The 19,982-nt window shown below is 72.2% G+C and carries 18 protein-coding genes; 6 read left to right on the plus strand and 12 right to left on the minus strand.

Annotated features, from left to right (window positions below):
- The first annotated feature begins 40 nt into the window (after positions 1–40).
- A complete protein-coding gene (locus CEQ11_RS04650; RefSeq protein ID WP_127913462.1) occupies positions 41–1,348 on the plus strand; it encodes an O-antigen ligase in 1,308 nt (435 codons plus the stop codon).
- On the opposite strand, the gene CEQ11_RS04655 is transcribed toward CEQ11_RS04650, so the two are convergent.
- The 6 genes from CEQ11_RS04655 to CEQ11_RS04680 form a co-directional block, all read right to left on the minus strand.
- Positions 1,338–2,054, minus strand: a complete 717-nt coding sequence (locus CEQ11_RS04655; RefSeq protein WP_102957487.1) for a hypothetical protein — start codon at positions 2,052–2,054, stop codon at positions 1,338–1,340. The two genes, CEQ11_RS04650 and CEQ11_RS04655, sit on opposite strands and share 11 nt — an antisense overlap.
- Before the next feature lie 6 nt (positions 2,055–2,060).
- Positions 2,061–3,086: an acyltransferase family protein gene (locus CEQ11_RS04660; RefSeq protein WP_088477905.1), complete on the minus strand. Its 1,026-nt coding sequence runs from the start codon at positions 3,084–3,086 to the stop codon at positions 2,061–2,063.
- Between the two features lie 86 nt (positions 3,087–3,172).
- The gene (locus CEQ11_RS04665) at positions 3,173–3,445 is read right to left on the minus strand and encodes a hypothetical protein (protein ID WP_088477906.1); all 273 of its coding nucleotides are present in this window, start codon (positions 3,443–3,445) and stop codon (positions 3,173–3,175) included.
- Positions 3,446–3,494: 49 nt separating this feature from the next.
- Entirely contained in the window at positions 3,495–4,187 is a 693-nt protein-coding gene (deoC, locus tag CEQ11_RS04670) for a deoxyribose-phosphate aldolase (RefSeq protein ID WP_088477907.1), read from the minus strand.
- A gap of 57 nt (positions 4,188–4,244) precedes the next feature.
- Complete coding sequence (locus CEQ11_RS04675; RefSeq protein ID WP_088477908.1) at positions 4,245–5,954, minus strand: phospho-sugar mutase; 1,710 nt, start codon at positions 5,952–5,954, stop codon at positions 4,245–4,247.
- Between the two features lie 94 nt (positions 5,955–6,048).
- Positions 6,049–6,894 (minus strand): purine-nucleoside phosphorylase, encoded by an 846-nt coding sequence (locus CEQ11_RS04680; RefSeq protein ID WP_088477909.1) that lies wholly within the window; start codon positions 6,892–6,894, stop codon positions 6,049–6,051.
- A gap of 54 nt (positions 6,895–6,948) precedes the next feature.
- On the opposite strand from CEQ11_RS04680, the gene CEQ11_RS04685 reads away from it, so the two are divergent.
- Positions 6,949–8,385 carry an NAD(P)H-quinone dehydrogenase gene (locus CEQ11_RS04685; protein WP_180962222.1) on the plus strand — a complete coding sequence of 479 codons (1,437 nt, stop codon included), beginning with the start codon at positions 6,949–6,951 and terminating at the stop codon, positions 8,383–8,385.
- Between the two features lie 70 nt (positions 8,386–8,455).
- Here the strand turns inward: CEQ11_RS04685 and CEQ11_RS04690 are convergent, their stop codons facing one another.
- The 6 genes from CEQ11_RS04690 to CEQ11_RS04715 form a co-directional block, all read right to left on the minus strand.
- Positions 8,456–9,880, minus strand: coding sequence for an MFS transporter (locus tag CEQ11_RS04690; protein WP_088477911.1), 1,425 nt, complete (start codon positions 9,878–9,880; stop codon positions 8,456–8,458).
- Positions 9,881–10,105: 225 nt separating this feature from the next.
- Positions 10,106–11,959: a biotin carboxylase N-terminal domain-containing protein gene (locus CEQ11_RS04695; RefSeq protein ID WP_088477912.1), complete on the minus strand. Its 1,854-nt coding sequence runs from the start codon at positions 11,957–11,959 to the stop codon at positions 10,106–10,108.
- Between the two features lie 147 nt (positions 11,960–12,106).
- Positions 12,107–12,760 carry a nucleoside triphosphate pyrophosphatase gene (locus CEQ11_RS04700; RefSeq protein ID WP_088477913.1) on the minus strand — a complete coding sequence of 218 codons (654 nt, stop codon included), beginning with the start codon at positions 12,758–12,760 and terminating at the stop codon, positions 12,107–12,109.
- On the minus strand, positions 12,757–14,442 hold the full coding sequence (locus tag CEQ11_RS04705) for a DUF885 domain-containing protein (protein WP_088477914.1): 1,686 nt from the start codon (positions 14,440–14,442) through the stop codon (positions 12,757–12,759). Before CEQ11_RS04705 ends, CEQ11_RS04700 begins: the two co-directional genes overlap by 4 nt.
- A gap of 83 nt (positions 14,443–14,525) precedes the next feature.
- Complete coding sequence (locus CEQ11_RS04710; RefSeq protein WP_227718745.1) at positions 14,526–14,825, minus strand: acyl-CoA carboxylase subunit epsilon; 300 nt, start codon at positions 14,823–14,825, stop codon at positions 14,526–14,528.
- Positions 14,822–16,408 carry an acyl-CoA carboxylase subunit beta gene (locus CEQ11_RS04715; protein ID WP_088477915.1) on the minus strand — a complete coding sequence of 529 codons (1,587 nt, stop codon included), beginning with the start codon at positions 16,406–16,408 and terminating at the stop codon, positions 14,822–14,824. The genes CEQ11_RS04710 and CEQ11_RS04715 overlap by 4 nt, the downstream gene beginning before the upstream one ends.
- A 210-nt stretch (positions 16,409–16,618) precedes the next feature.
- On the opposite strand from CEQ11_RS04715, the gene CEQ11_RS04720 reads away from it, so the two are divergent.
- Genes CEQ11_RS04720 through CEQ11_RS04735 form a run of 4 tightly spaced genes read left to right on the plus strand, consistent with a single transcriptional unit; the run spans position 16,619 to position 19,922 of the window.
- The gene (locus CEQ11_RS04720; protein WP_088477916.1) at positions 16,619–17,428 is read left to right on the plus strand and encodes a biotin--[acetyl-CoA-carboxylase] ligase; all 810 of its coding nucleotides are present in this window, start codon (positions 16,619–16,621) and stop codon (positions 17,426–17,428) included.
- Positions 17,429–17,475: 47 nt separating this feature from the next.
- Positions 17,476–18,033 carry a hypothetical protein gene (locus CEQ11_RS04725; RefSeq protein WP_067188261.1) on the plus strand — a complete coding sequence of 186 codons (558 nt, stop codon included), beginning with the start codon at positions 17,476–17,478 and terminating at the stop codon, positions 18,031–18,033.
- Positions 18,030–19,115 (plus strand): adenylate/guanylate cyclase domain-containing protein, encoded by a 1,086-nt coding sequence (locus tag CEQ11_RS04730; protein ID WP_088477917.1) that lies wholly within the window; start codon positions 18,030–18,032, stop codon positions 19,113–19,115. The genes CEQ11_RS04725 and CEQ11_RS04730 overlap by 4 nt, the downstream gene beginning before the upstream one ends.
- 6 nt (positions 19,116–19,121) lie before the next feature.
- Complete coding sequence (locus CEQ11_RS04735; protein WP_087134590.1) at positions 19,122–19,922, plus strand: PP2C family serine/threonine-protein phosphatase; 801 nt, start codon at positions 19,122–19,124, stop codon at positions 19,920–19,922.
- Positions 19,923–19,982: the final 60 nt, after the last annotated feature.

Here is a 19,982-nt window from a genome sequence, read left to right on the forward strand (position 1 = left end):
CCCCGGCCGGGAGGGCGAGAACCGGGCAAGGAGGGGCCTCATGAGCAGTCGGTCTGCCGGCATGGCCGCGAACGACCCTCGCTGGGCCGCCGTCCAGGCCCGCCGTGCCGAGGAGCGCCAGGGGCGAGACCTCGGCCAGATGCCGTGGGCGCGCACCCCGCCGGGTCCGCTCCAGGGCAGCGCCAGGCTCGGAGCCCTGGACCTCCTCCTCGGTGCCGGCCTGGTGGTCACCCTGGGACTGCCCCTTCCCGGTCCGGTGGGACTGCCCACGGGCGAAGCCGTTGCGGTCCTTCTGGTGATGCTCGCCTTCCTCCGCAGGCCGAAGCGCGATGCCTCGGTGCTCGGAGCCGCGACTCTGGTCACCGTTCTCGTCCTCGTCTTCCTGGCCCTCACCTCTCTCTACAACGGCATCGGCGACTACGACTGGGTGCGGCGCCTGGTCAGGATCACAGCCCTGTCCATGCTGGTGGGCGCCTGCGCCTCCGAACGCGTGGAGGTGAGGGCCCTCATCTGGGGGGCCGCGGCCGCTCTTGCCGTGAACGTCCCCCTGTTCTACCTCGGCCTGGTTCCTGCCCCCTACGGCGCGTACCTCACCGGACTGGTGGACGACAAGAACGTCTCCGGACTCCTCTATGCGGCGGTCCCGGTCCTCCTGGTGGCCACACTGCGCTCACGGAAGGCCAAGGCGGCCGTTCTGGCGGCGGGCGCGGTCCCGCTGTTCCTCACCGGATCCCGCACCTCCATGGCGGCCTACGTCTGCGCCGTCGTCTGGATGCTGGTGACGCCCCGCCTGGGGTGGTTCTGGCGCGTCTGCGTCCTGGGCCTGATGGCGTGGGCGGTGTCCTACGCCGAGGAGAACCTGGCGCGCATCGGCATCTTCGCGGACCGCACGGGCACCGACTGGCTCCGTTCGAACATCCAGGAGGCGACCCAGGTGAAGGTGGCGGAGACTCCGTGGTACGGGCAGGGCCTCACCGAGGCCTTCGTCGCCTTCGACCGGCAGCAGTGGTTCTTCCACGACTCCTATGCCGGCCTCTGGGTGGAAGGCGGCCTGGTCATGGCGGCCGCCGTGCTGAGCGCCTACCTCGTCTTCGGCCTCCGACTCTTCAACACCCAGGTGCGCACGCCCTCACGCATCGCGGTGGAGGCCGCCACCATGGTGATCTTCGTGACCGCCCAGCAGCTGGGCGAGGTGTTCATCTCCATCACCGGCATGCTCGTCCTCGCCGCCGGGGCCGTCCTCTACGTGGAGGAGAAGAAGGCACCCGAGGCAGAGGCGATCGAGCTGCGGCATCGGGACAGAGTCCTCCACTCAGCCGAGCAGCGCTTCGAGAGGTTCACGCGCTGACGGCCCGGGCCGCCGCCTCGGCCATGGACTCCAGGGCCGGCTGCAGCTGCTCCGCCATCTGCTGGTACTCCGCATCCGACCTCCGGAACGGGTCGGCCAGGTCTTCAGCGCTGCCGCCCCGCCGCTCGCGCAGGCCGGCACAGCGCCGCACCAGCTCCTCGACACCGCAGCCGGCGTCCAGCCCTGCCTCCAGCACCCGGCCGCACAGCCGCCCGAACTCCAGCATGGTGAAGCACCTCTGCACCGCCGAGGGCAGCTCGTCCAGCACCACGTCCAGGTGACGGTCCGTCGCCGCCAGAACCACCACGGAGTGGGTCACCGCGGCCTCGTCCAGTGCCGTCGGCCGGTGCGCCGTCAGCGCGGCCACAGCCTCCGGGCACCGCGCCGCGGCGAGCCCCAGGACCTGGTCCGGCGGCTGCAGCGCCTGGTTGATGCCCGTGCCCGCGCTCGCCACCTGCAGGCCCCCCAGCCCGGGACCCACGCGGTCCCTCAGGAGTGTCTCGAACACGTGGTGGCCGTAGGCGGAGCGGCAGACATTGCCGGTGCACACGAACAGGACGGTGTCACGCCGGGGGAGGGGGCCGTCGTCGGGAAGGGCGGTGTCCTGCCGGGAGGCACGGCCGAAGGAGAAGCCGGTCCGACGGTCCGGATGCGGGGCCCGGCCCTGGGCGGCACGGCCGGCGGAGAAGCGGAAGCGGGAGGCCATGGCGGGTCAGTCCCTCCCGGTGGGGACCGGGCCCCGCGTGATGCGACGGCGGAACGGGTGGAACTGACGTGGCACACCCGTCAGCAGCCGGGACAGCGGTGTGCAGAGCAGCACCAGACCGACGGCCCAGCTGAGCAGCAGGGTGCACACGAACTTGGGGAACGGATCCGTCACGCCCAGCTCCATCAGCTCCATGAGCACCTCGCCGTGGACCAGCACCACCACGGTCCCCGTGCGCACGAGTGCGGAGATCGCCGAGCGCACCACCCGCCCGGCACCGGTGCGCTCGGCCAGCAGGCGCAGGAGACGGTTGACGAAGGAGCCGAACACCAGCACCGCGCCGGCGGCCATCATGACGCCCACCAGCGGGGTCAGCAGCGGGGTGCCGAAGCCGCCGAACTTGATGTTGTGCGGCTCCAGGCCCACCGCCACAGCGGCCAGGCCGAGCCCGATCAGCACGGTGCCGGTCAGGGACCGGTGCCGGACCACGTTCGGCTCGATCCGGCGGCGGAACAGCTCGCCGGCCAGCAGGTAGAACAGGCAGGGGAAGGCCAGGCCGATCCCCAGCGGGGTCTTGGCGATCCACGAGTCCGAGGTCGTGTAGGCGACCGCGAGCCCGGCGCCGCTGAGCACCCAGGCGACCCAGGAGGGGAAGCGTTCCAGGAAGCGGCGCAGCACCGTGGTGAAGAACAGGACCGAGATGAACCAGAAGGCCCACCACGGCGGATGCTGGTCCGCACCGCCGTACCAGCCGCTGCGCATGAGCTCCCAGAACCGGTCAGGGTCCTGGTGGTTCCAGCGCCAGGCGGCCACGGACATGATCACGGCCCAGACCAGGTACGGGACGGCCAGGGACTTCCAACGGCCGCGCACGTCCGGGACGAACGGCCGGCCCCGGGTCCAGAAGTAGCCGCTGAGGAAGAAGAACAGCGGCATTCGCCAGATCTCGAGGTACTGGCTGAACTCGAGCTTGGAGAGGTAGGAGTGGCCGAGCACCACGGCGGCGATGGACACAAGACGGAGGGCGTCCACGCCGGTGTTCCGGGTGGACGCCCTCCGTGCAGGTGTCGCGGCGCGCGAGGTCATCGACCGCCGGGAGCTCTCAGTTCAGGGCTGGCTCAGTGGCCGCGCTCGACCGCATGGGAGGCCGGGGTGTGGATGGCGACCTCGTCCACGGAGTCGCTGCGGCCGAGGATCTGCTTCGGGATGAGGAAGGCGAGGACGGCGCAGACCAGGATCGCGATGCCCGGGACCCACACGTTCTCCAGGGTCCAGAAGCCGATGGCATAGCAGACGCCCACGAACAGGCCGAAGCTCACGATGAAGGCGACGAGGCTGCCCCAGAGCCCGCCGACGTTCGAGTGGTCAATGGGCTTGCCGTTGCGGATCACGACATACTCCTTCGTCAGTCAGATGGACGCGGCACGGTGCGAGGACGCGTCAGTCACCAGCCAGGATATCAAGGGTGGCGGAGGCGCCGATGCGTGTGGCGCCGGCCTCGATCATCGCCAGCGCGTCCTCACGGGTGCGGACGCCGCCGGAGGCCTTCACGCCGATCTCCGGGCCCACGGTGCGGCGCATCAGGGCCACGTGCTCGGCGGTCGCGCCGGCGGTGGAGAAGCCGGTGGAGGTCTTCACGAAGTCCGCGCCCGCCTCCACGGAGGCCTCGCACGCCAGGACGATCGCGTCCTCGTCCAGCAGGGCGGTCTCCACGATCACCTTGAGCAGTGCGCCGCCCTGCCCGGCGGCGCCGTTCTCATGGGCGGCCTCGGCCACGGCCCGGATGTCCTCGACCAGGCGCTGACGGTCGCCGGCACGGGCGGCGGCCACGTCGATGACCATGTCCACCTCGTCCGCGCCGTCGGCGATCGCCTGGCGGGCCTCGAACGCCTTCACGGCGGAGGAGTTCGCGCCGAGCGGGAAGCCGATCACGGTGCAGGTCAGCACGTCCGAGCCCTCCAGCGCCTGCGCCACGGTCGGCACCCAGCGCGGGTTCACACACACGGACTTCACGTTCGCCTGCAGGGCCTCGGCCACGACGCGCCGGATGTCCTCGGCGGAGGTCTCGGCCTTCAGGGCGGTGTGGTCGATGTACGTGGCCAGCTCGGCGGAGGTCAGGTCTGCGGTGGTCATCGTCGGCGTTGCCTTTCGGTCGGTTCGGGTCTGGTCGGTCTCGGCGCGGGCAGGACGTCAGCCGGCCACGAGGGCGGCGATCTGGTCCCGCACGGCCGCGAGGCGCGTGCGGGCGGTCTGCGGGTCCTCGTCTGTGGTGCCGAGGTAGCACTTGAGCTTCGGCTCGGTGCCGGAGGGACGGATCACCACACGGGTGCCGGTGTCCGTGGAGAAGAGCAGGCCGTCGGTGGGCGGCAGGTCCTCCGAGCCGGCGGCGAGGTCCACGGACGCGGTCACCGGGTCCCCGGCGAGCTCGGCGATGCCCTCGGAGCGCAGGCGGGCCATGGCGTCCGCGATGATCTGCACATCCTCCACGCGGACGGACACCTGGGCGGACGGCATGGCGCCGGTGGTGGCGTCCAGGTCCGCGAGGGCGTCCCACACGCTGCGGCCCTCGGCCTTGAGCCCGGCGGCGAGGTCCGCGGCCACGAGGGCGGCGGTCATGCCGTCCTTGTCCCGCACCAGGTCCGGGGCCACGCAGTAGCCCAGGGCCTCCTCGTAGCCGTAGCCGATCTGTGGGGCGCGGCTGATCCACTTGAAGCCGGTCAGCGTGGCGTGGTGGGGCACGCCGGCGTGCTCGGCCAGGCGGGACAGCTGCGGGGAGGAGACGATCGAGCAGGCGGTCGAACGGCCCAGGGCCTCCAGCCGTGGCAGCAGGTGCGCACCGAGCAGGGCGCCGACCTGGTCCCCGGAGAGCATGCGCCAGGTGCCGTCCGCCTCGGCCGCGGCGAGGGCGAGGCGGTCGGCGTCCGGGTCGTTGGCGATCACCAGGTCCGCGCCGAGCTCTGCGGCGGCGTCGAAGGACAGGTCCAGGGCGCCGGGCTCCTCCGGGTTCGGGAAGGCCACGGTGGGGAAGTCCGGGTCCGGCTCGGCCTGCTGGGCCACCACGTGGACGTCGGTGAAGCCGGCGCGCTCCAGCAGCCCGGGCAGCACCGCTGCGCCCACCCCGTGCAACGGGGTGTAGACGATCGTCAGCGCGTCCCGGCCGGTGGCCTCGCGGCGGTCCTCGCCCAGCACGCCGAGTGCGGCCTCGGAGTACGCTTCAACGAGCTCCTCGTCCGCGACGTCCCAGCCGGAGTTCGCCATCGGTATGTCCGCGAACCAGGCCTCGTGGCCGATGCGCGCGGCGATCTCCCCGTCCGCCGGGGAGACGATCTGCGCGCCGCGGCCGGCGGCGTCGGTCATGCGGCCGCCGAGGTACACCTTGTAGCCGTTGTCCGCGGGCGGGTTGTGGCTGGCGGTGACCATCACGCCGGCGTCGGCGTTGAGGTGGCGCACCAGGAAGGCGAGCACGGGGGTCGGCAGCGGGCGGGGGAGCAGGGTCACCTGGGCGCCGGCGGCGGTGAACACGCCGGCGGAGTCGCGGGCGAAGGACGCGGAGCCGTGGCGGGCGTCGTAGCCGATCACCACGGACGGCGGTGCCTCGTCCTCGCCGAGGGTGTCCTGCAGGTACCGGGCGATCCCCGCGGCGGCACGGCGGACCACCAGCCGGTTCATGCGGGACTCGCCCGGACCCTCCTCGGCGCGCAGGCCGGCGGTGCCGAAGGTCAGCGGACCGGAGAAGCGGGAGCGCACGGCCTCGGCGGCGGCCACGTCCCCGCCCTCGGCGGCCTCGAGCTCCGCGGTCAGGGTGGCGGCATGCTGGGCGTTCGGCTCCTCGAGGGCCCAGCGGCGGGCGCGCTCGAGCAGCTGCGGGTCCAGTGCGGCGGTGTCACGGGGTGCGGTCATGGGAGGAACCTCGGGGTGTGTCAGAGGAGAGGGGAGCAGAGGGCGGGATTGCCGACGACGGCCGCTCGCCGTCGTCGGGAAGCCGTCAGCGACGTCAGAGGCGACCGATGATGTCCGCCAGCAGCGCCGAGATCCGCGGGCCGGCGGCCTGGCCGGCCTCCACGACCTCCTGGTGCGACAGCGGCTCCTCCTGGATGCCGGCGCCCAGGTTGGTCACCAGGGAGATGCCGAAGACCTCGAGGCCGGCGTGGCGGGCGGCGATCGCGTCCAGGGCGGTGGACATGCCCACCAGGTCGCCGCCGAGGACCTTCGCCATGCGGACCTCGGCGGGGGTCTCGTACTGAGGGCCGGAGAACTGCACGTACACCCCCTCGGTCAGGGACGGGTCGATCTCCTTGGCGATCCGGCGGATGCGCGGGGAGTACAGGTCCGTCATGTCCACGAAGGTGGCACCGACCAGCGGGGTGGCGCCGGTGACGTTGATGTGGTCTGCGATGACCACCGGAGTGCCGGGGGCGATCTCCGGGTTCAGGCCGCCGCAGCCGTTGGTGAGGATCACGGTCTTCGCGCCGGCCGCCGCGGCGGTGCGCACGGTGTGGGCCACGGCCTGGGCGTCGCGGGACTCGTAGAAGTGGGTGCGGGAGCCGAACACCAGGGCGGAGGTGCCGTCGGCCAGCTTCACGGAGCGGATGGACGCGTTGTGGCCCGGCACCTTCGGAGCATGGAAGCCCGGGACGTCCGCCAGCGGGACGGAGTGCTCGGTCTCGCCGATCAGCTCGGCGGCACCGCCCCAGCCGGAGCCGAGGACCACGGCGATGCGGTGCTCGGCCACGCCGGTCGCCTCGGCGATCACGGCTGCCGCAGCACGGGCCTCGTCGAATCCGGGGTGGTCGCCCTGCAGGGCGGGGGTCTGCGCGGTGGTTCCGTTCTGGTCTCTCACGCAGGACAGTCTAGGCGGGCGGCCCACTGTGGCGCCGGTGCGTGCTCTGCCACAATGGACGCCGTGAGCACCTCGAACAGCACCTACACCCCGTCCCTGACCATCATCGGCGGAGGCCCCGGCGGATACGAGGCCGCCATGGTGGCCGCGAAGCTGGGCGCGAACGTCACCGTGATCGAGCGGAAGGGCATGGGCGGCTCCGCAGTGCTCACCGACGTGGTGCCCTCCAAGACCCTCATCGCCACCGCAGACTCCATGCGCCGCGTGGGCACCGCCCAGGACCTCGGCGTGGACCTGGGCGCCGGCGCCGAACCCCGCGCCGTGATGACCCAGGTGGACCGCCGCATCCTGGAGATCGCCGGCGAGCAGTCCCAGGACATCCAGCAGGTGCTCGAGCGCCGCGGCGTGCGCGTCATCCACGGCGCCGGCAAGGTCGTGGGACCGCACGAGGTGGAGGTCCGCCGCCATGACGACGCCGACGGCGGGCCCGAGGTCATCACCTCGGACGCGATCCTGCTGTGCGTGGGCGCCAGCCCGCGCGAGCTGCCCTCCGCCCAGCCGGACGGGGAGCGCATCTTCAACTGGACGCAGCTGTATTCGCTCGCGGAGGTCCCGGAGCACATGATCGTGGTGGGCTCCGGCGTCACCGGCGCCGAGTTCGCCTCCGCCTACGACCTGCTCGGCGCGAAGGTCACCCTCGTCTCCTCCCGCGACCACGTGCTGCCCGGCGAGGACCAGGACGCCGCGGAGCTGCTCGAGCACGTCTTCGAGTCCAACGGCGTGAACGTGGTGGCCCGCTCCCGTGCCGAGGGCGCCGAACGCACCGAGGACGGCGTGCGCGTGCACCTGTCCGGCGAGGGCGCCAAGGACACCCCGTACATCGACGGCTCCCACGTGCTGTTCGCCGTCGGCGGCATCCCGAACACCGCGGACCTGGGCCTCGAGGAGGCCGGTGTGGAGCTCACCGAGTCCGGCCACATCAAGGTGGACGGCGTCTCCCGCACCTCCGTGCCCTCCATCTACGCCGCCGGGGACTGCACCGGCGTGTTCGCCCTGGCCTCCGTGGCCGCCATGCAGGGGCGCATCGCCGTGGCGCACCTGATGGGCGATGCCGTGAAGCCCCTGCGCCCGCACCTGGTGGCGTCCAACATCTTCACCTCCCCGGAGATCGCCACCGTGGGCGTCACCCAGGCCCAGGTGGACTCCGGCAAGTATCAGGCGGACGTGGTGAAGCTGGACTTCTCCACCAACCCCCGCGCCAAGATGCAGGGCGTCACCGCGGGCTTCGTGAAGGTCTTCGCCCGCAAGGGCTCCGGCACCGTGATCGGCGGCGTGGTGGTGGCCCCGCGCGCCTCCGAGCTCATCTGGTCCCTCGCGCTCGCCGTGACCCACAAGCTCCACGTGGACGACCTCGCGGACACGTTCACCGTGTACCCGTCCATGGCCGGCTCGCTGGCCGAGGCCGCGCGCCGTCTGCACGTGCGCCTCTGAGCCCGCACGCAGAAGGGCCCCGGCAGGAGCTGTTCCTGCCGGGGCCCTTCTGCGTGGAGGGAGGCGTCGGTCAGCGGGCGGTGCGGCGTTCCCGGGCCGAGGTCACCGCGTGGAGGTCGGCGTGCTTGGTCTCCGGTGCCAGGAAGAGCGCGATGAGCGTCAGCAGCGAGGCGGCGGCCAGGTAGTAGCCCACGTAGGCCACGTCGAAGGTGGTCACGAGCCAGGCGGCGATGAACGGGGTCAGTGCGGCGCCGAGGATCGAGGACACGTTGTAGGCGATGCCCGAGCCGGTGTACCGGGTGTTGGTCGGGTACAGCTCGGGCAGGACCGCGGACATCGGGCCGAAGGTCAGGCCCATCAGCATCATGCCGATCACCAGGAACATCACCATGCGCGGCACGTCCACGTCCGCGCCGGTGCCCATGGTCTCCGGGTTGAGCCACCAGCCGAAGGTCAGCCCGAACAGGATCATCAGGCCGGTCACGATGAGCAGCACCGGGCGGCGGCCGAAGCGGTCGGCCAGCATGCCGGAGACCGGGATGAAGGCTGCGAAGAACACGATGCCGACCAACTGCAGGACCAGGAACTCTGCGTAGGGGACGCCGAGGAAGCCGTCGCCGGTCTTGCCGATCGCGTAGGACAGGATCCACGTGGTCATGATGTAGAAGAGCACGTAGGTGGCGTACATGACGAAGGTGCCGAGGATCAGCTCCCACCAGTTGCGGCGGAAGACCTCGCCCAGCGGGGCGGAGACGCGCTGGTCGTTGGCCAGGGCACGCTGGAAGACCGGGGTCTCCTCCAGCTTCACGCGGACGTAGAGGCCCACCAGCACCATCACGAGGGACAGCAGGAACGGCACACGCCACACCCAGGTGAGGAACACGCCGTCCATCTCCGGGTTGGTGGAGTCGTGGTCGAAGCCCAGCACGAGCAGCAGGAACAGGCCGTTGGCGAGGAAGAAGCCGATGGGAGCGCCCAGCTGCGGCCACATGGCGGCCCAGGCCCGCTTGCCCTCCTTGGCGTACTCGGTGGCGAGCAGGGCCGCACCGGACCACTCGCCGCCCAGGCCGAGGCCCTGGAAGAAGCGCAGGATGGTCAGCATGGCAGGCGCCCAGAGGCCGATCTGCTGGTACGTCGGCAGCAGCCCGATCAGGAAGGTCGCGATGCCCATGGTCAGCAGCGAGCCGATCAGGGTGGTCTTGCGGCCCACGCGGTCGCCCAGATGCCCGAACACCACCGCGCCGAGCGGGCGGGCGATGAAGGCCACGCCGAAGGTCGCCATCGAGGCGAGCAGCTTCGCCGTGTCATCGGCGCCGGAGAAGAAGATCAGCGGGAAGACCGAGACGGCCGCCGTGGCATAGATGTAGAAGTCGTAGAACTCGATCGAGGTGCCGATCAGCGACGCGGTGACCACGCGGGAGCGGGGCACCTCGTCTGCAGCGCTGATGGCCGCTGCAGAGCCGTCCGGGGAGGGGCCGGGGGAGACGGAGGACATGGGATCTCCTGGCGGTTCGGGCCGTCGGGATCGGCGGCTCAGGCGAGTGGGACGATGGTCACCGTAGGACCGTCGTCGAGCATCCTGTCTGTCGGCCGCCGGATTGTCCAGCATGCGGGACGGGGATGTCCATGACGACGCCCCGGCGCTGATGCGCCGGGGCGTCGTCCGTGCTCGCCGGCCGGCCTCGGGACCGGCCACGCTGTCAGCCCGATTCCGGGAGGCTCACTCCGCGTCCTCGATGGTGACGATCGCGGTGCCTGCGGAGACGGAGTCGCCCGCGTTCACGGCAAGGCCCTTGACCACGCCGTCCCTGTGGGCCGTGAGCGGCTGTTCCATCTTCATGGCCTCCATGACCACGACCAGGTCGCCCTCACTGACCTGCTGGCCCTCTTCCACGGCCACCTTGACGATGGTGCCCTGCATCGGGGCGGTCAGTGCGTTCGACGAGGCGGCGGCACCGCCTCCGGAGCCGCGGCGGGCACCGCGCGGACGGCGGCGGCCGCCGGCGCGCTGGGCGGCGTCCTGCACGGTGTGCAGGGCGGTGGCGAAGGTCGGCAGGGTCACCTCCACGCGCTTGCCGTTGACCTCCACGGTGACGGTGTGGCGGCTCTCCGGCTCGTGCGGGGCCTGAGCATCGCCGCCGAAGGGGGCGAGCTGCGCAGTGAAGTCGGTCTCGATCCAGCGGGTGTGCACGTCGAAGCCGGACGGCTCCTCGGCGCCGGCGGTGAGCTCTGGCGCGAAGGCCGGGTCCTTCACCACGGCACGGTGGAACGGCAGCACGGACGGCATGCCGGCGATCTCCATCTCCTCCAGGGCACGCGCGGCGCGCTGGAGGGCCTGCAGGCGGGTGGCGCCGGTGACGATCACCTTGGCCACCATCGAGTCGAACGCGCCGGAGACGGTCTCGCCCTCGGTGATGCCGGTGTCCACACGGACGCCAGGGCCGGCGGGAAGGCGGAAGCGGGTCAGCCGTCCCGGGGCGGGGAGGAAGCCGCGGCCCGGGTCCTCGCCGTTGATGCGGAATTCGAAGGAGTGGCCGTGGACCTGCGGGTCCGTGTAGCCGAGGGCTTCGCCGCGGGCGAGGCGGAACTGCTCGCGGACCAGGTCGATGCCGGTGACCTCCTCGGAGACCGGGTGCTCCACCTGCAGGCGGGTGTTCACCTCGAGGAAGGACAGGGTGCCGTCCGCGCCCACCAGGAACTCGCAGGTGCCGGCGCCCACGTAGCCGGCCTCCTTCAGGATGGCCTTGGAGGACTCCACGAGACGGGCGTTCTGCTCGTCGGACAGGAACGGCGCCGGGGCCTCCTCCACGAGCTTCTGGTTGCGGCGCTGCAGGGAGCAGTCGCGTGTGGAGACCACCACCACGTCGCCGTGCTCGTCCGCGAGGCACTGGGTCTCCACGTGGCGCGGCCGGTCCAGGAACCGCTCCACAAAGCACTCGCCGCGGCCGAAGGCGGAGATCGCCTCGCGGACGGCGGAGTCGTACAGCTCGGGGATCTCCTCGCGGGTGCGGGCCACCTTGATCCCGCGGCCGCCGCCACCGTGGGCGGCCTTGACGGCCAGCGGGAGGCCGTGCTCGTCGGCGAACTCCAGCACCTCGGCGGTGCCGGAGACCGGCTCGGTGGTGCCCGGGGCGAGCGGGGCGCCCACGGCGGTGGCGATGCGGCGGGCCGAGACCTTGTCCCCCAGGGCCTCGATGGCCGCCGGGGGCGGGCCGATCCAGACCAGGCCCGCGCCCTCCACGGCGCGCGCGAAGTCGGCGTTCTCGGAGAGGAAGCCGTAGCCGGGGTGGACGGCGTCTGCGCCGGAGCGTTCGGCGGCGTCCATGATCTTGTCGATCAGCAGATAGGAGTCCGCCGCGGTCTGGCCACCGAGGGCCACGGCCTCGTCCGCCAGTCGCACGTGCATGGCGTCCCGGTCCGGCTCGGCGTAGACGGCCACGGAGGTCAGCCCCTCGTCCTGGCAGGCGCGGATCACGCGGACGGCGATCTCCCCGCGGTTGGCCACGAGGACCCGGGAGAAGCGACGGGGCGGGGCGTCGGTCTCAGGGCTCTCGTGTGCGGCGGCGGAAGTCATGCGCGTCAGTCTCCTCACGGTGGCAGGTCTACTCGGGCGCCCGCACCGTCCGAGCGCATGATGTGCGTCGGACCGGGCGTCGCCCACTCGGGCACCCTAGCCGCGAGACGTCGGAAACCTACAGTTCTCGGCGCCGATCCCGCGCTGTCAGTGCTCGGAGTTGGAGGAATCCCACAAAACGGTGAAGGGGACGCCCAGCTCCTCGCACTGCGTCCGCAGCGTGGACACGGACAGGCCGACCACCGCGTTGGGGTCACCGTCCACGGAGTCGACCAGTGCGGCACCTGCGCCGTCGACGGTGAAGGCGCCGGCGCACCGGAGTGGTTCTCCGGTGGCCACATAGGCTGCGATGGTCCGTTCGTCGGCGGCGGCGAACCTCACCACAGCGGACACCTGCGCGGAGGTTGACCGCAACGTGCCGTCCGGCTGCACCAGTCCCACCCACTGCCCGGTGTGCAGCACGCCCGCGCGGCCCTGCTGCAGCCGCCAGCGCTCCACCGCCACCTCCGGCTCGTACGGCTTGCCGTAGGCGACGCCGTCCATCTCGAACACGGAGTCGCAGCCGACCACCAGGGTCGGCCGCTCCACGCCGGCCTCGGCGACCTGCGCGGCCACGTTCTGTCCCTTGGCCTCGGCCAGCAGCAGGGCGAGCTGCGCCGGGGACGCGCCGGAGGCCCGGGCGCCGACGGCCGCCTCGTCCACGTGGGAGACGAGGGTGCGGAACGGCACGCGGGCCCGGGTGAGGATCTCGGCTCGGCCCGGCGAGGCCGAGCCGAGCACGAGCTCCGGTGCGTCGGTCATGCCAGCGCCTCGCGCAGGGTGTCCAGCCCCATGCCGCCGAGCTTGAGCGCGCGGGTGTGGAAGGTCTTGAGATCGAAGTCCTCGCCCTCGCGCTGCTCGTGCTCGGCGCGGATCTGCTCCCAGATGCGCTGGCCGACCTTGTAGGCCGGTGCCTGGCCCGGCCACCCGAGGTAGCGGGTGAACTCGAAGCGGCGCTGGCCCTCGGAGATGATCAGGTGCTTGGCCAGGAACGCGTAGCCCTTCTCCGGGTCCCACTCGCCGCCGCCCTCGGACTCGGGAGCCTCGAAGCCGCAGTGGTAGCCGATGTCGAACACCACGCGGGCCGCGCGCATGCGCTGCATGTCCAGCATGCCCAGGCGGTCGCCCGGGTCGGCCAGGAAGCCCAGCTCGTCCATGAGCTTCTCGGAGTACAGCGCCCAGCCTTCGCCGTGGCCGGAGGTCCAGCAGGCGTTGCGGCGCCAGTCGTTGAGCTCGCCGCGGTTCATCATGGCGGTGGCGATCTGCAGGTGATGGCCCGGGACGCCCTCGTGGTACACGGTGGTGGTCTCGGCCCAGGTGGTGAACTCGTCCTCGCCGGCGGGGACGGACCACCACATGCGGCCCGGGCGGGAGAAGTCCTCGGACGGGCCGGTGTAGTAGATGCCGCCTTCCTGGGTGGGGGCGATCATGCACTCGACCCGGTCCATGGGGGCCGGGATCTCGAAGTGCTCCTTCATGGCCTCGATGGCCCGGTCGGACAGGTCCTGCATCCATGCACGCAGCGCCTCGGTGCCCTTGAGCCTGCGTTCCGGGTCCGCGTCCAGGATCTCGCGGGCGCGCTCCACGGAGGCGCCGGGCTCGAGCTGCTCGGCGATGGCCTCCTGCTCGGCGATGATCCGGGCGAGCTCCTCCTGGCCCCAGCGGTAGGTCTCCTCCAGGTCCACCTCGGCGCCGAGGAACATGCGCGAGCCGAGGGAGTACAGCTCGCGGCCCACGGCGTCGTGCTCCGGGGCATGGGGGCGCAGCTCGGTCTCCAGGGTCTGGGCGAAGTCGCGATAGGCCTGGGCGGCGGCCTCGGCGTTCACCTGGATGCGGGCGGCGAGCTCCTCGTCCACCACCTCGGCCGCGGCGGCGCGGGCGATCAGGCCGGGGAAGAAGCCCTCACCCTCGCCGTGGGCGCGGGCCTGCTCGATCACGATGTCCACCTGGCGCACGGCGGCCACCTGGCCGCGGTCGCGGGAGGCGAGCAGGGACTCGGTGTAGCCCTGCAGAGCGGCGGGCAGGTTCGCCAGGCGGCCGGCGATGTGCTCCCACTGCTCGGCGGTGTCCGTCGGCATCAGGTCGAAGATCGCGCGGATGCCCTGGGCGGGGGAGGCGATGTTGTTCAGCTCGGTGCGGCCGGTCGCATGGATCTCGCGGTACAGGCCGACGCGCTCCTGCAGGGCGGCCTTGGTCACGCGGTCCACGTCGTCCACCGGCTCCATGGAGGCGATGTCCTCGAGCAGCTGACGGTTCAGCTCGTCCTCGCGCTCGGCGCCGGCGGGGGAGTAGTCGCCGTACTCGGTCTCGTGTCCGGGCAGGCCGAGGCTGGTGGCCTCCTCCGGGTGGAGGGCGAGGGTCTCCCGGTAGAAGCGGTCGGCACGCTCGTCGATCGCGGAGAGCGGGCGGGCGGAGTCCTGCGGTGTGGAAGTGGTCTCGGTCATGCCCGCCAGTCTATGGCCCACGCCACAGGCGGACAGACACGGGCGGGGCCGGCCCTACCGGTGTCCGGCCCCCCTGGCCGCCGTCAGTCCTGCCCGGCCGCCCGCCGCCACTGGCCGGAGCCGGGCCGGGCCCACAGCCCGAGCCGCTGGCGGCGGTCCAGGGTGCGGTCCACGCCGCGTGGGCCGGAGGGGCGGTGCCGCTCGCGGCCCCCGCGCTCGCTCTCCACCGGGGGAGCGCCGGCCTGCAGCTGGTGGATGACGGCGGTCAGCGCGGCCATCTCCTCCGGCTCCAGGTGGGCGCCGGAGATCTGCACGGCCTCCTGCGTCTCCTCGGCGGCGGTGGTGTCCGCGTCGAAGCGCTCCGGGTTCTGCTCGGTGCTCACAGCGGCATGTTCCCGTGCTTCTTGGCGGGCCGGGCTTCGCGCTTGTGCAGGGTGGCCCGCAGCGCCTTGAGCAGGTTCACGCGGGTGTGGGACGGCGGGATGACGGCGTCCACGTAGCCGAGCTCGGCGGCCTGGTACGGATTGAGCAGCTCGGCCTCGTAGTCCTGCACCAGCTGGGCGCGCGTGGCCTCCACGTCCTCGCCGGCCTCGGCCGCGGCGGCCAGGTCCCTGCGGTAGAGGATGTTGACGGCGCCCTGCGGGCCCATCACGCCGATCTGAGCGGACGGCCACGCCAGGTTCAGGTCCGCGCCGAGCTTCTTGGAGCCCATCACGATGTACGCGCCGCCGAAGGCCTTGCGGGTGATCACGGTCAGCTTCGGCACGGTGGCCTCGGCGTAGGCGAAGATCAGCTTCGCGCCGCGGCGGATGATGCCGTTGAACTCCTGGTCCGTGCCGGGCAGGAAGCCGGGAACGTCCACGAAGGTGAGGATGGGGATGTTGAAGGCGTCGCAGAACCGGACGAAACGGGCGGCCTTCTCCGAGGCGGCGATGTCAAGGGTGCCGGCGAACTGCATCGGCTGGTTGGCCACCACGCCCACGGACATGCCGTCCATGCGCGCCAGACCGGTGATCACGTTCGGCGCGTACAGCTCCTGCAGCTGCAGGATGTGGCCGTCGTCCACCACGGAGCCGATCACGTCCAGCATGTCGTACGGCTGGTTGGCCGAGTCCGGGACGAGGGTGTCCAGCTCCTCGTCCTCCTCGGTGACCTCCAGGTCCGCCGGGGCCGGGAAGACGGGGGCCTCGGCGAGGTTGTTCGACGGCAGGAACTCGAGCAGCTCCTGCACGTAGGAGATGGCGTCCTCCTCGGACTCGGCCATGTAGTGGGCGGTGCCGGAGGTGGTGGAGTGCGAGTGCGCGCCGCCGAGGGTCTCCATGTCCACGTCCTCGCCGGTGACGGTCTTGATGACGTCCGGGCCGGTGATGAACATGTGGGAGGTCTTGTCCACCATGACCACCACGTCCGTCAGGGCGGGGGAGTAGGCGGCGCCGCCGGCGGAGGGGCCCATGATCAGGGAGATCTGCGGGACCACGCCGGAGGCGAGCACGTTGGCGCGGAAGATGTCCGCGAACTGGGCCAGGGACGCCACGCCCTCCTGGATGCGGGCGCCGCCGCCGTCCAGGATGCCGACCACGGGGCAGCCGTTGCGGGCGGCGAACTGCTGGACCTTCACGATCTTCTGGCCGTTGCGCTCGGACAGCGAGCCGCCGAACACGGTGAAGTCCTGCGAGTACACGGCCACCTGGCGGCCGTCCACGGTGCCGAAGCCGGCCACCACGCCGTCGCCGGCCGGATGCTTGGTGTCCATGCCGAACGCGGTGGTGCGGTGCACGGCCAGGGCGTCGAGCTCCACGAACGAGCCCTCGTCCAGGAGCATCTCGATGCGCTCGCGGGCGGTGCCCTTGCCGCGGGAGTGCTGGCGCTCGACGGCGGCCTCCCCGCTGGGGGCCTGCGTCTTCTCGAGGCGCTGATGCAGGTCCTCGAGGCGGCCGGCCGTGGTGGTCAGGTCCGGTGAGGTCACGGATGCTCTCCTTGCGACGGTGCGTTCTCGTGCGTCCTGCGGCGGATTGCAGGGTTCGGACAATCCCTCCTGGTCCAGAAGGCTGGCCGGAACTGCCGCAATTCGCCAGTCTAGGCATGCGCCGCGTCGTCGTCGGCTTGGAGGAAACCTCCAAAACACCGGCCGGGCTCTGCAGGAGCCGTGCAGGGCACTGCGGTATAGGTAGGGGTCATGACCGAGATGATCTGGCTCGAGACCGTGGACTCCACGCAGGACGAGCTGCTGCGCAGGCTCGCCCCCGGCGGCCCCGGGCTTCCCGACGGCGGCGCCCTCGCCTCCGCGGACCAGCGCGCCGGCCGTGGGCGTCAGGGGCGTACGTGGACGACTCCGCCCGGCACGGCCCTCGCCCTGACCGTCCACCTGACCCCGGAGGCCTGGCGGCCGCCGGTCGGCGTGCAGCACTACTCCTGGCTCTCGCTCGTGGTGGCCTCTGCGGTGGTGGACGTCGTCCGGGAGCTTGGTGTCCCGGCCCACCTGAAGTGGCCCAACGACGTGCTGGTGGCCGACGGCCGCAAGCTGTGCGGCGTGCTCGCCGCGGTCACCCCCGGCGGGGGCGTGGCCGTCGGCATGGGCGTGAACGTGGACCACCGCGCCGGTGTCCCCGTGGAGACCGCCACCGCACTCTCGGACTGGATGCCCGCCGAGGAGCTTCCCACCCCCCGGGATCTGGCCGCCCGCATCCACGCGGCGGTCCTGGACCGGGTCCGCGGCTGGGCCGCCGCCCTGCCCGCCGACGGCGGGGTGGTGGACGGCACGCACGGGTGCGTGGCCGGCGTCGTGGACCATCTGTCCACGCTGGGACGGCAGGTGCGGGCCGAGCTGCCCGGTGGAGAGGTGCTCGAAGGGGAGGCCGTCGGACTCGGCCCCGGCGGGACCCTGCGTGTGGCATCCGCCACGGGGGGCCATGAGAAGATGGCGGTGCGTGAGATCAGCGCAGGGGACGTGGTCCACCTGCGCGGAGACGTCCGCCGTGCGCACTGACCGCCGCCTGGCGGCGTGCCCGCCCGCGCAGACATGAAGGAGGGGCGATGCGACTCGAGGAGAACGAGCACGTCGTGATCCGCACGCGCGCCCACCCGCGCCAGCTGCTCGGCGCCGGCGCCGTCCTGGTCCTCACCGCCGCCGCCCTGGCCTTCGTGGTGGGCTGGCTGGAACGGCCGGACCTTGCCGCGCCGCTGGCGCAGTACGTGACGCCGCTGCGTGCGGCCGCCATGGTCATCGCCGCCCTCGTGGTGCTGCTGGGGACTGTCCGCCCGCTGTGGCGGTGGGCCACTCGCACCGTGGTGCTCACCTCGGACCGCCTGGTGCAGTCCGGCCCCCTCGGAGGCGGGGAGCGGTCCATGCCGCTGCTGAGCATCGCCGCCGTGGAACAGCGCCGCCGCGGCTCCGGCGCCGGGGACCTGCACGTCACCTTCCAGGATGCCTTCCAGCAGGTCTACTGGCGCCTGACGAACGTCCCGGAGATCGAGCGCTTCGAGGCCGCCATGGCGGACGAGACCGTCTCTGCCCGCCGCCGGAGCGAGCGCGCCTGGGCCGCCGTCCCGCGCCACGCCGCCGGCACGCACACCGGAAGGTGGGGCCGATGACCGACCACATGCCGCGCGACCGCGACGCGCTCCCGCAGAACCCCGGCTGGACCACCGCCATGCGGACCCTGGACGCCGGGCTCGTGGTGGGCCCGCGCAGGTACACCCGCGAGGAGGCCGCCGAGCGGCTCGGCATACCCGCCGAGTCCGCCCGCCCCATCTGGCAGTCCCTCGGCTTCTCCCACGTGCCCGAGGGCGAGAAGGTCTTCACGGCCGCGGACCTCGAGTCCTTCGAGGTCATCCTGTCCCTCGTCCGCCGCGGCGTGCTCACCGAGGCCACCGCAGGCTCCCTGGCCCGCTCGATCGGCCAGATGACGGACCGCATGGTGGTGTGGCAGATCGAGGCCCTCGTGGAGGACCGCGTGGCCTCCGGGACGTCCGACCCGGAGGCCCGCCGCGAGGTGGTGGACATGCTCCCGGAGCTCATCACCCCGCTGGAGAAGGTCATGCAGACCGTCTACCGGCGCCAGCTGAACAACGCCGTCCAGCGCCTCACGGTCAACGTGGAAGCCGGGCTGGCCGCCTCCGAGCGGGGCCGTGACGGCTCCGAGGACGACGCCCCGCTCCCGCTGGCCCGCGCCGTCGGCTTCGCGGACATGGTCTCCTACACCTCCATGTCCCGGACCATGGACGAGCGCACCCTGGCCCGCATGGTCCAGCGCTTCGAGGCCCGGGCCGCGGACATCATCACGGCCGAGGGCGGCTGGCTGGTCAAGACCATCGGAGACGAGGTCCTCTTCAACGCCGAGACCCCCGAGGTCGGCGCAAGGATCGCCCTGCACCTGGCCCGCGCCATGTCCGAGGACCCGGTGCTGCCGGCGGCCCGCGTGGCCCTCACCTGGGGGCGCGTGCTCTCCCGCCTCGGAGACATCTACGGCCCCACCGTGAACCTGGCCGCACGGCTGACGGTGCTGGCCGATCCGGGCACCGTCCTGGTGGACTCCCTCACCGCCGCCGCCCTGGCCCGGGACGACCGCTTCGTCCTGGTCCCGCAGCCGCCGCAGATCGTGCGCGGCTTCGGGGAGGTCCGACCCTCCATGCTGCTGGCCGCGTCCGCCGACGGCCTCGACTTCGACCGATGAGGATGCATGACCGACTCCACTGACCAGACGTCTCCGCAGCATCCGCTGGTGGCCGCCCGCACGGACGTCGGCGCCGTCCGCGAGCTCAACGAAGACTCCTACACCGTGCTCACCGATCCCGTGTTCCTGGCCGCCGTCGCGGACGGCATGGGCGGCCATGCCGCCGGCGAGGTGGCCTCCGCCGCCGCCGTGCGTGCCCTCGACGACGGCCTCGCACGCCTGGTCCAGGCCGAGGGCGGCCCCTCCCTCGAGGGCCTCGGCGAGCTCGTGCACGCCGCCCACCAGGCGGTGCTCGAGCAGGGCCCGGACGGCTCCGGCACCACCCTCACCCTGCTGGCCGCTCTCGACCCCGCGGAGGGGCGCTGGGCCGTGGCCAACGTCGGCGACTCCCGCGTCTACCGCCGCCCGGCGGGCTCCGCGGTGCTGCAGCAGCTCACGGTGGACCACTCCGCCGTGCAGATGCTCGTGGACGCCGGCGAGCTCACACCGGATGAGGCCCGCGTGCACCCGCGCCGCAACGTCATCACCCGAGCCCTCGGCACCACCGAGCAGCTCGTCGTGGACGTGGGCGAGGTCCACGCCGTGCCCGGAGACCGCTTCCTGCTCTGCTCGGACGGCCTGACCGGTGAGCTGCTGGACGAGGAGGTCCTCGCCCTGCTCGAGGACAACACGGACCCACAGTCCGCCGTGGACGCCCTCGTCCAGGCCGCCCTCTGGCGCGGCGGCCGGGACAACGTCACCGTGGTGCTCGTGCAGATCCCCGAGGACGCTGAGGCCGCCGCAGAGGCGGAGCCGACCGCCGGCTGAGCAGGGCGCCGCCGGCGGTGTCCGCCCCGCCCGTTCACTAGGCTGGGGCCGTGACTGCCC

This window comes from Micrococcus sp. FDAARGOS_333, assembly GCF_002206575.2.
GTDB classification, from domain to species: Bacteria; Actinomycetota; Actinomycetes; order Actinomycetales; family Micrococcaceae; genus Micrococcus; species Micrococcus lylae.

Coding starts and splice junctions, on each gene's coding strand:
- CEQ11_RS04685 (WP_180962222.1), top strand. CDS start 6,949: ATGGACGCCGTGAGCACCTCGAACAGCACCTACACCCCGTCCCTGACC.
- CEQ11_RS04705 (WP_088477914.1), bottom strand. CDS start 14,442: ATGACCGAGACCACTTCCACACCGCAGGACTCCGCCCGCCCGCTCTCC.
- CEQ11_RS04695 (WP_088477912.1), bottom strand. CDS start 11,959: ATGACTTCCGCCGCCGCACACGAGAGCCCTGAGACCGACGCCCCGCCC.
- CEQ11_RS04735 (WP_087134590.1), top strand. CDS start 19,122: ATGACCGACTCCACTGACCAGACGTCTCCGCAGCATCCGCTGGTGGCC.
- CEQ11_RS04675 (WP_088477908.1), bottom strand. CDS start 5,954: ATGACCGCACCCCGTGACACCGCCGCACTGGACCCGCAGCTGCTCGAG.
- CEQ11_RS04720 (WP_088477916.1), top strand. CDS start 16,619: ATGACCGAGATGATCTGGCTCGAGACCGTGGACTCCACGCAGGACGAG.
- CEQ11_RS04655 (WP_102957487.1), bottom strand. CDS start 2,054: ATGGCCTCCCGCTTCCGCTTCTCCGCCGGCCGTGCCGCCCAGGGCCGG.
- deoC (WP_088477907.1), bottom strand. CDS start 4,187: ATGACCACCGCAGACCTGACCTCCGCCGAGCTGGCCACGTACATCGAC.
- CEQ11_RS04730 (WP_088477917.1), top strand. CDS start 18,030: ATGACCGACCACATGCCGCGCGACCGCGACGCGCTCCCGCAGAACCCC.
- CEQ11_RS04700 (WP_088477913.1), bottom strand. CDS start 12,760: ATGACCGACGCACCGGAGCTCGTGCTCGGCTCGGCCTCGCCGGGCCGA.
- CEQ11_RS04690 (WP_088477911.1), bottom strand. CDS start 9,880: ATGTCCTCCGTCTCCCCCGGCCCCTCCCCGGACGGCTCTGCAGCGGCC.
- CEQ11_RS04725 (WP_067188261.1), top strand. CDS start 17,476: ATGCGACTCGAGGAGAACGAGCACGTCGTGATCCGCACGCGCGCCCAC.
- CEQ11_RS04650 (WP_127913462.1), top strand. CDS start 41: ATGAGCAGTCGGTCTGCCGGCATGGCCGCGAACGACCCTCGCTGGGCC.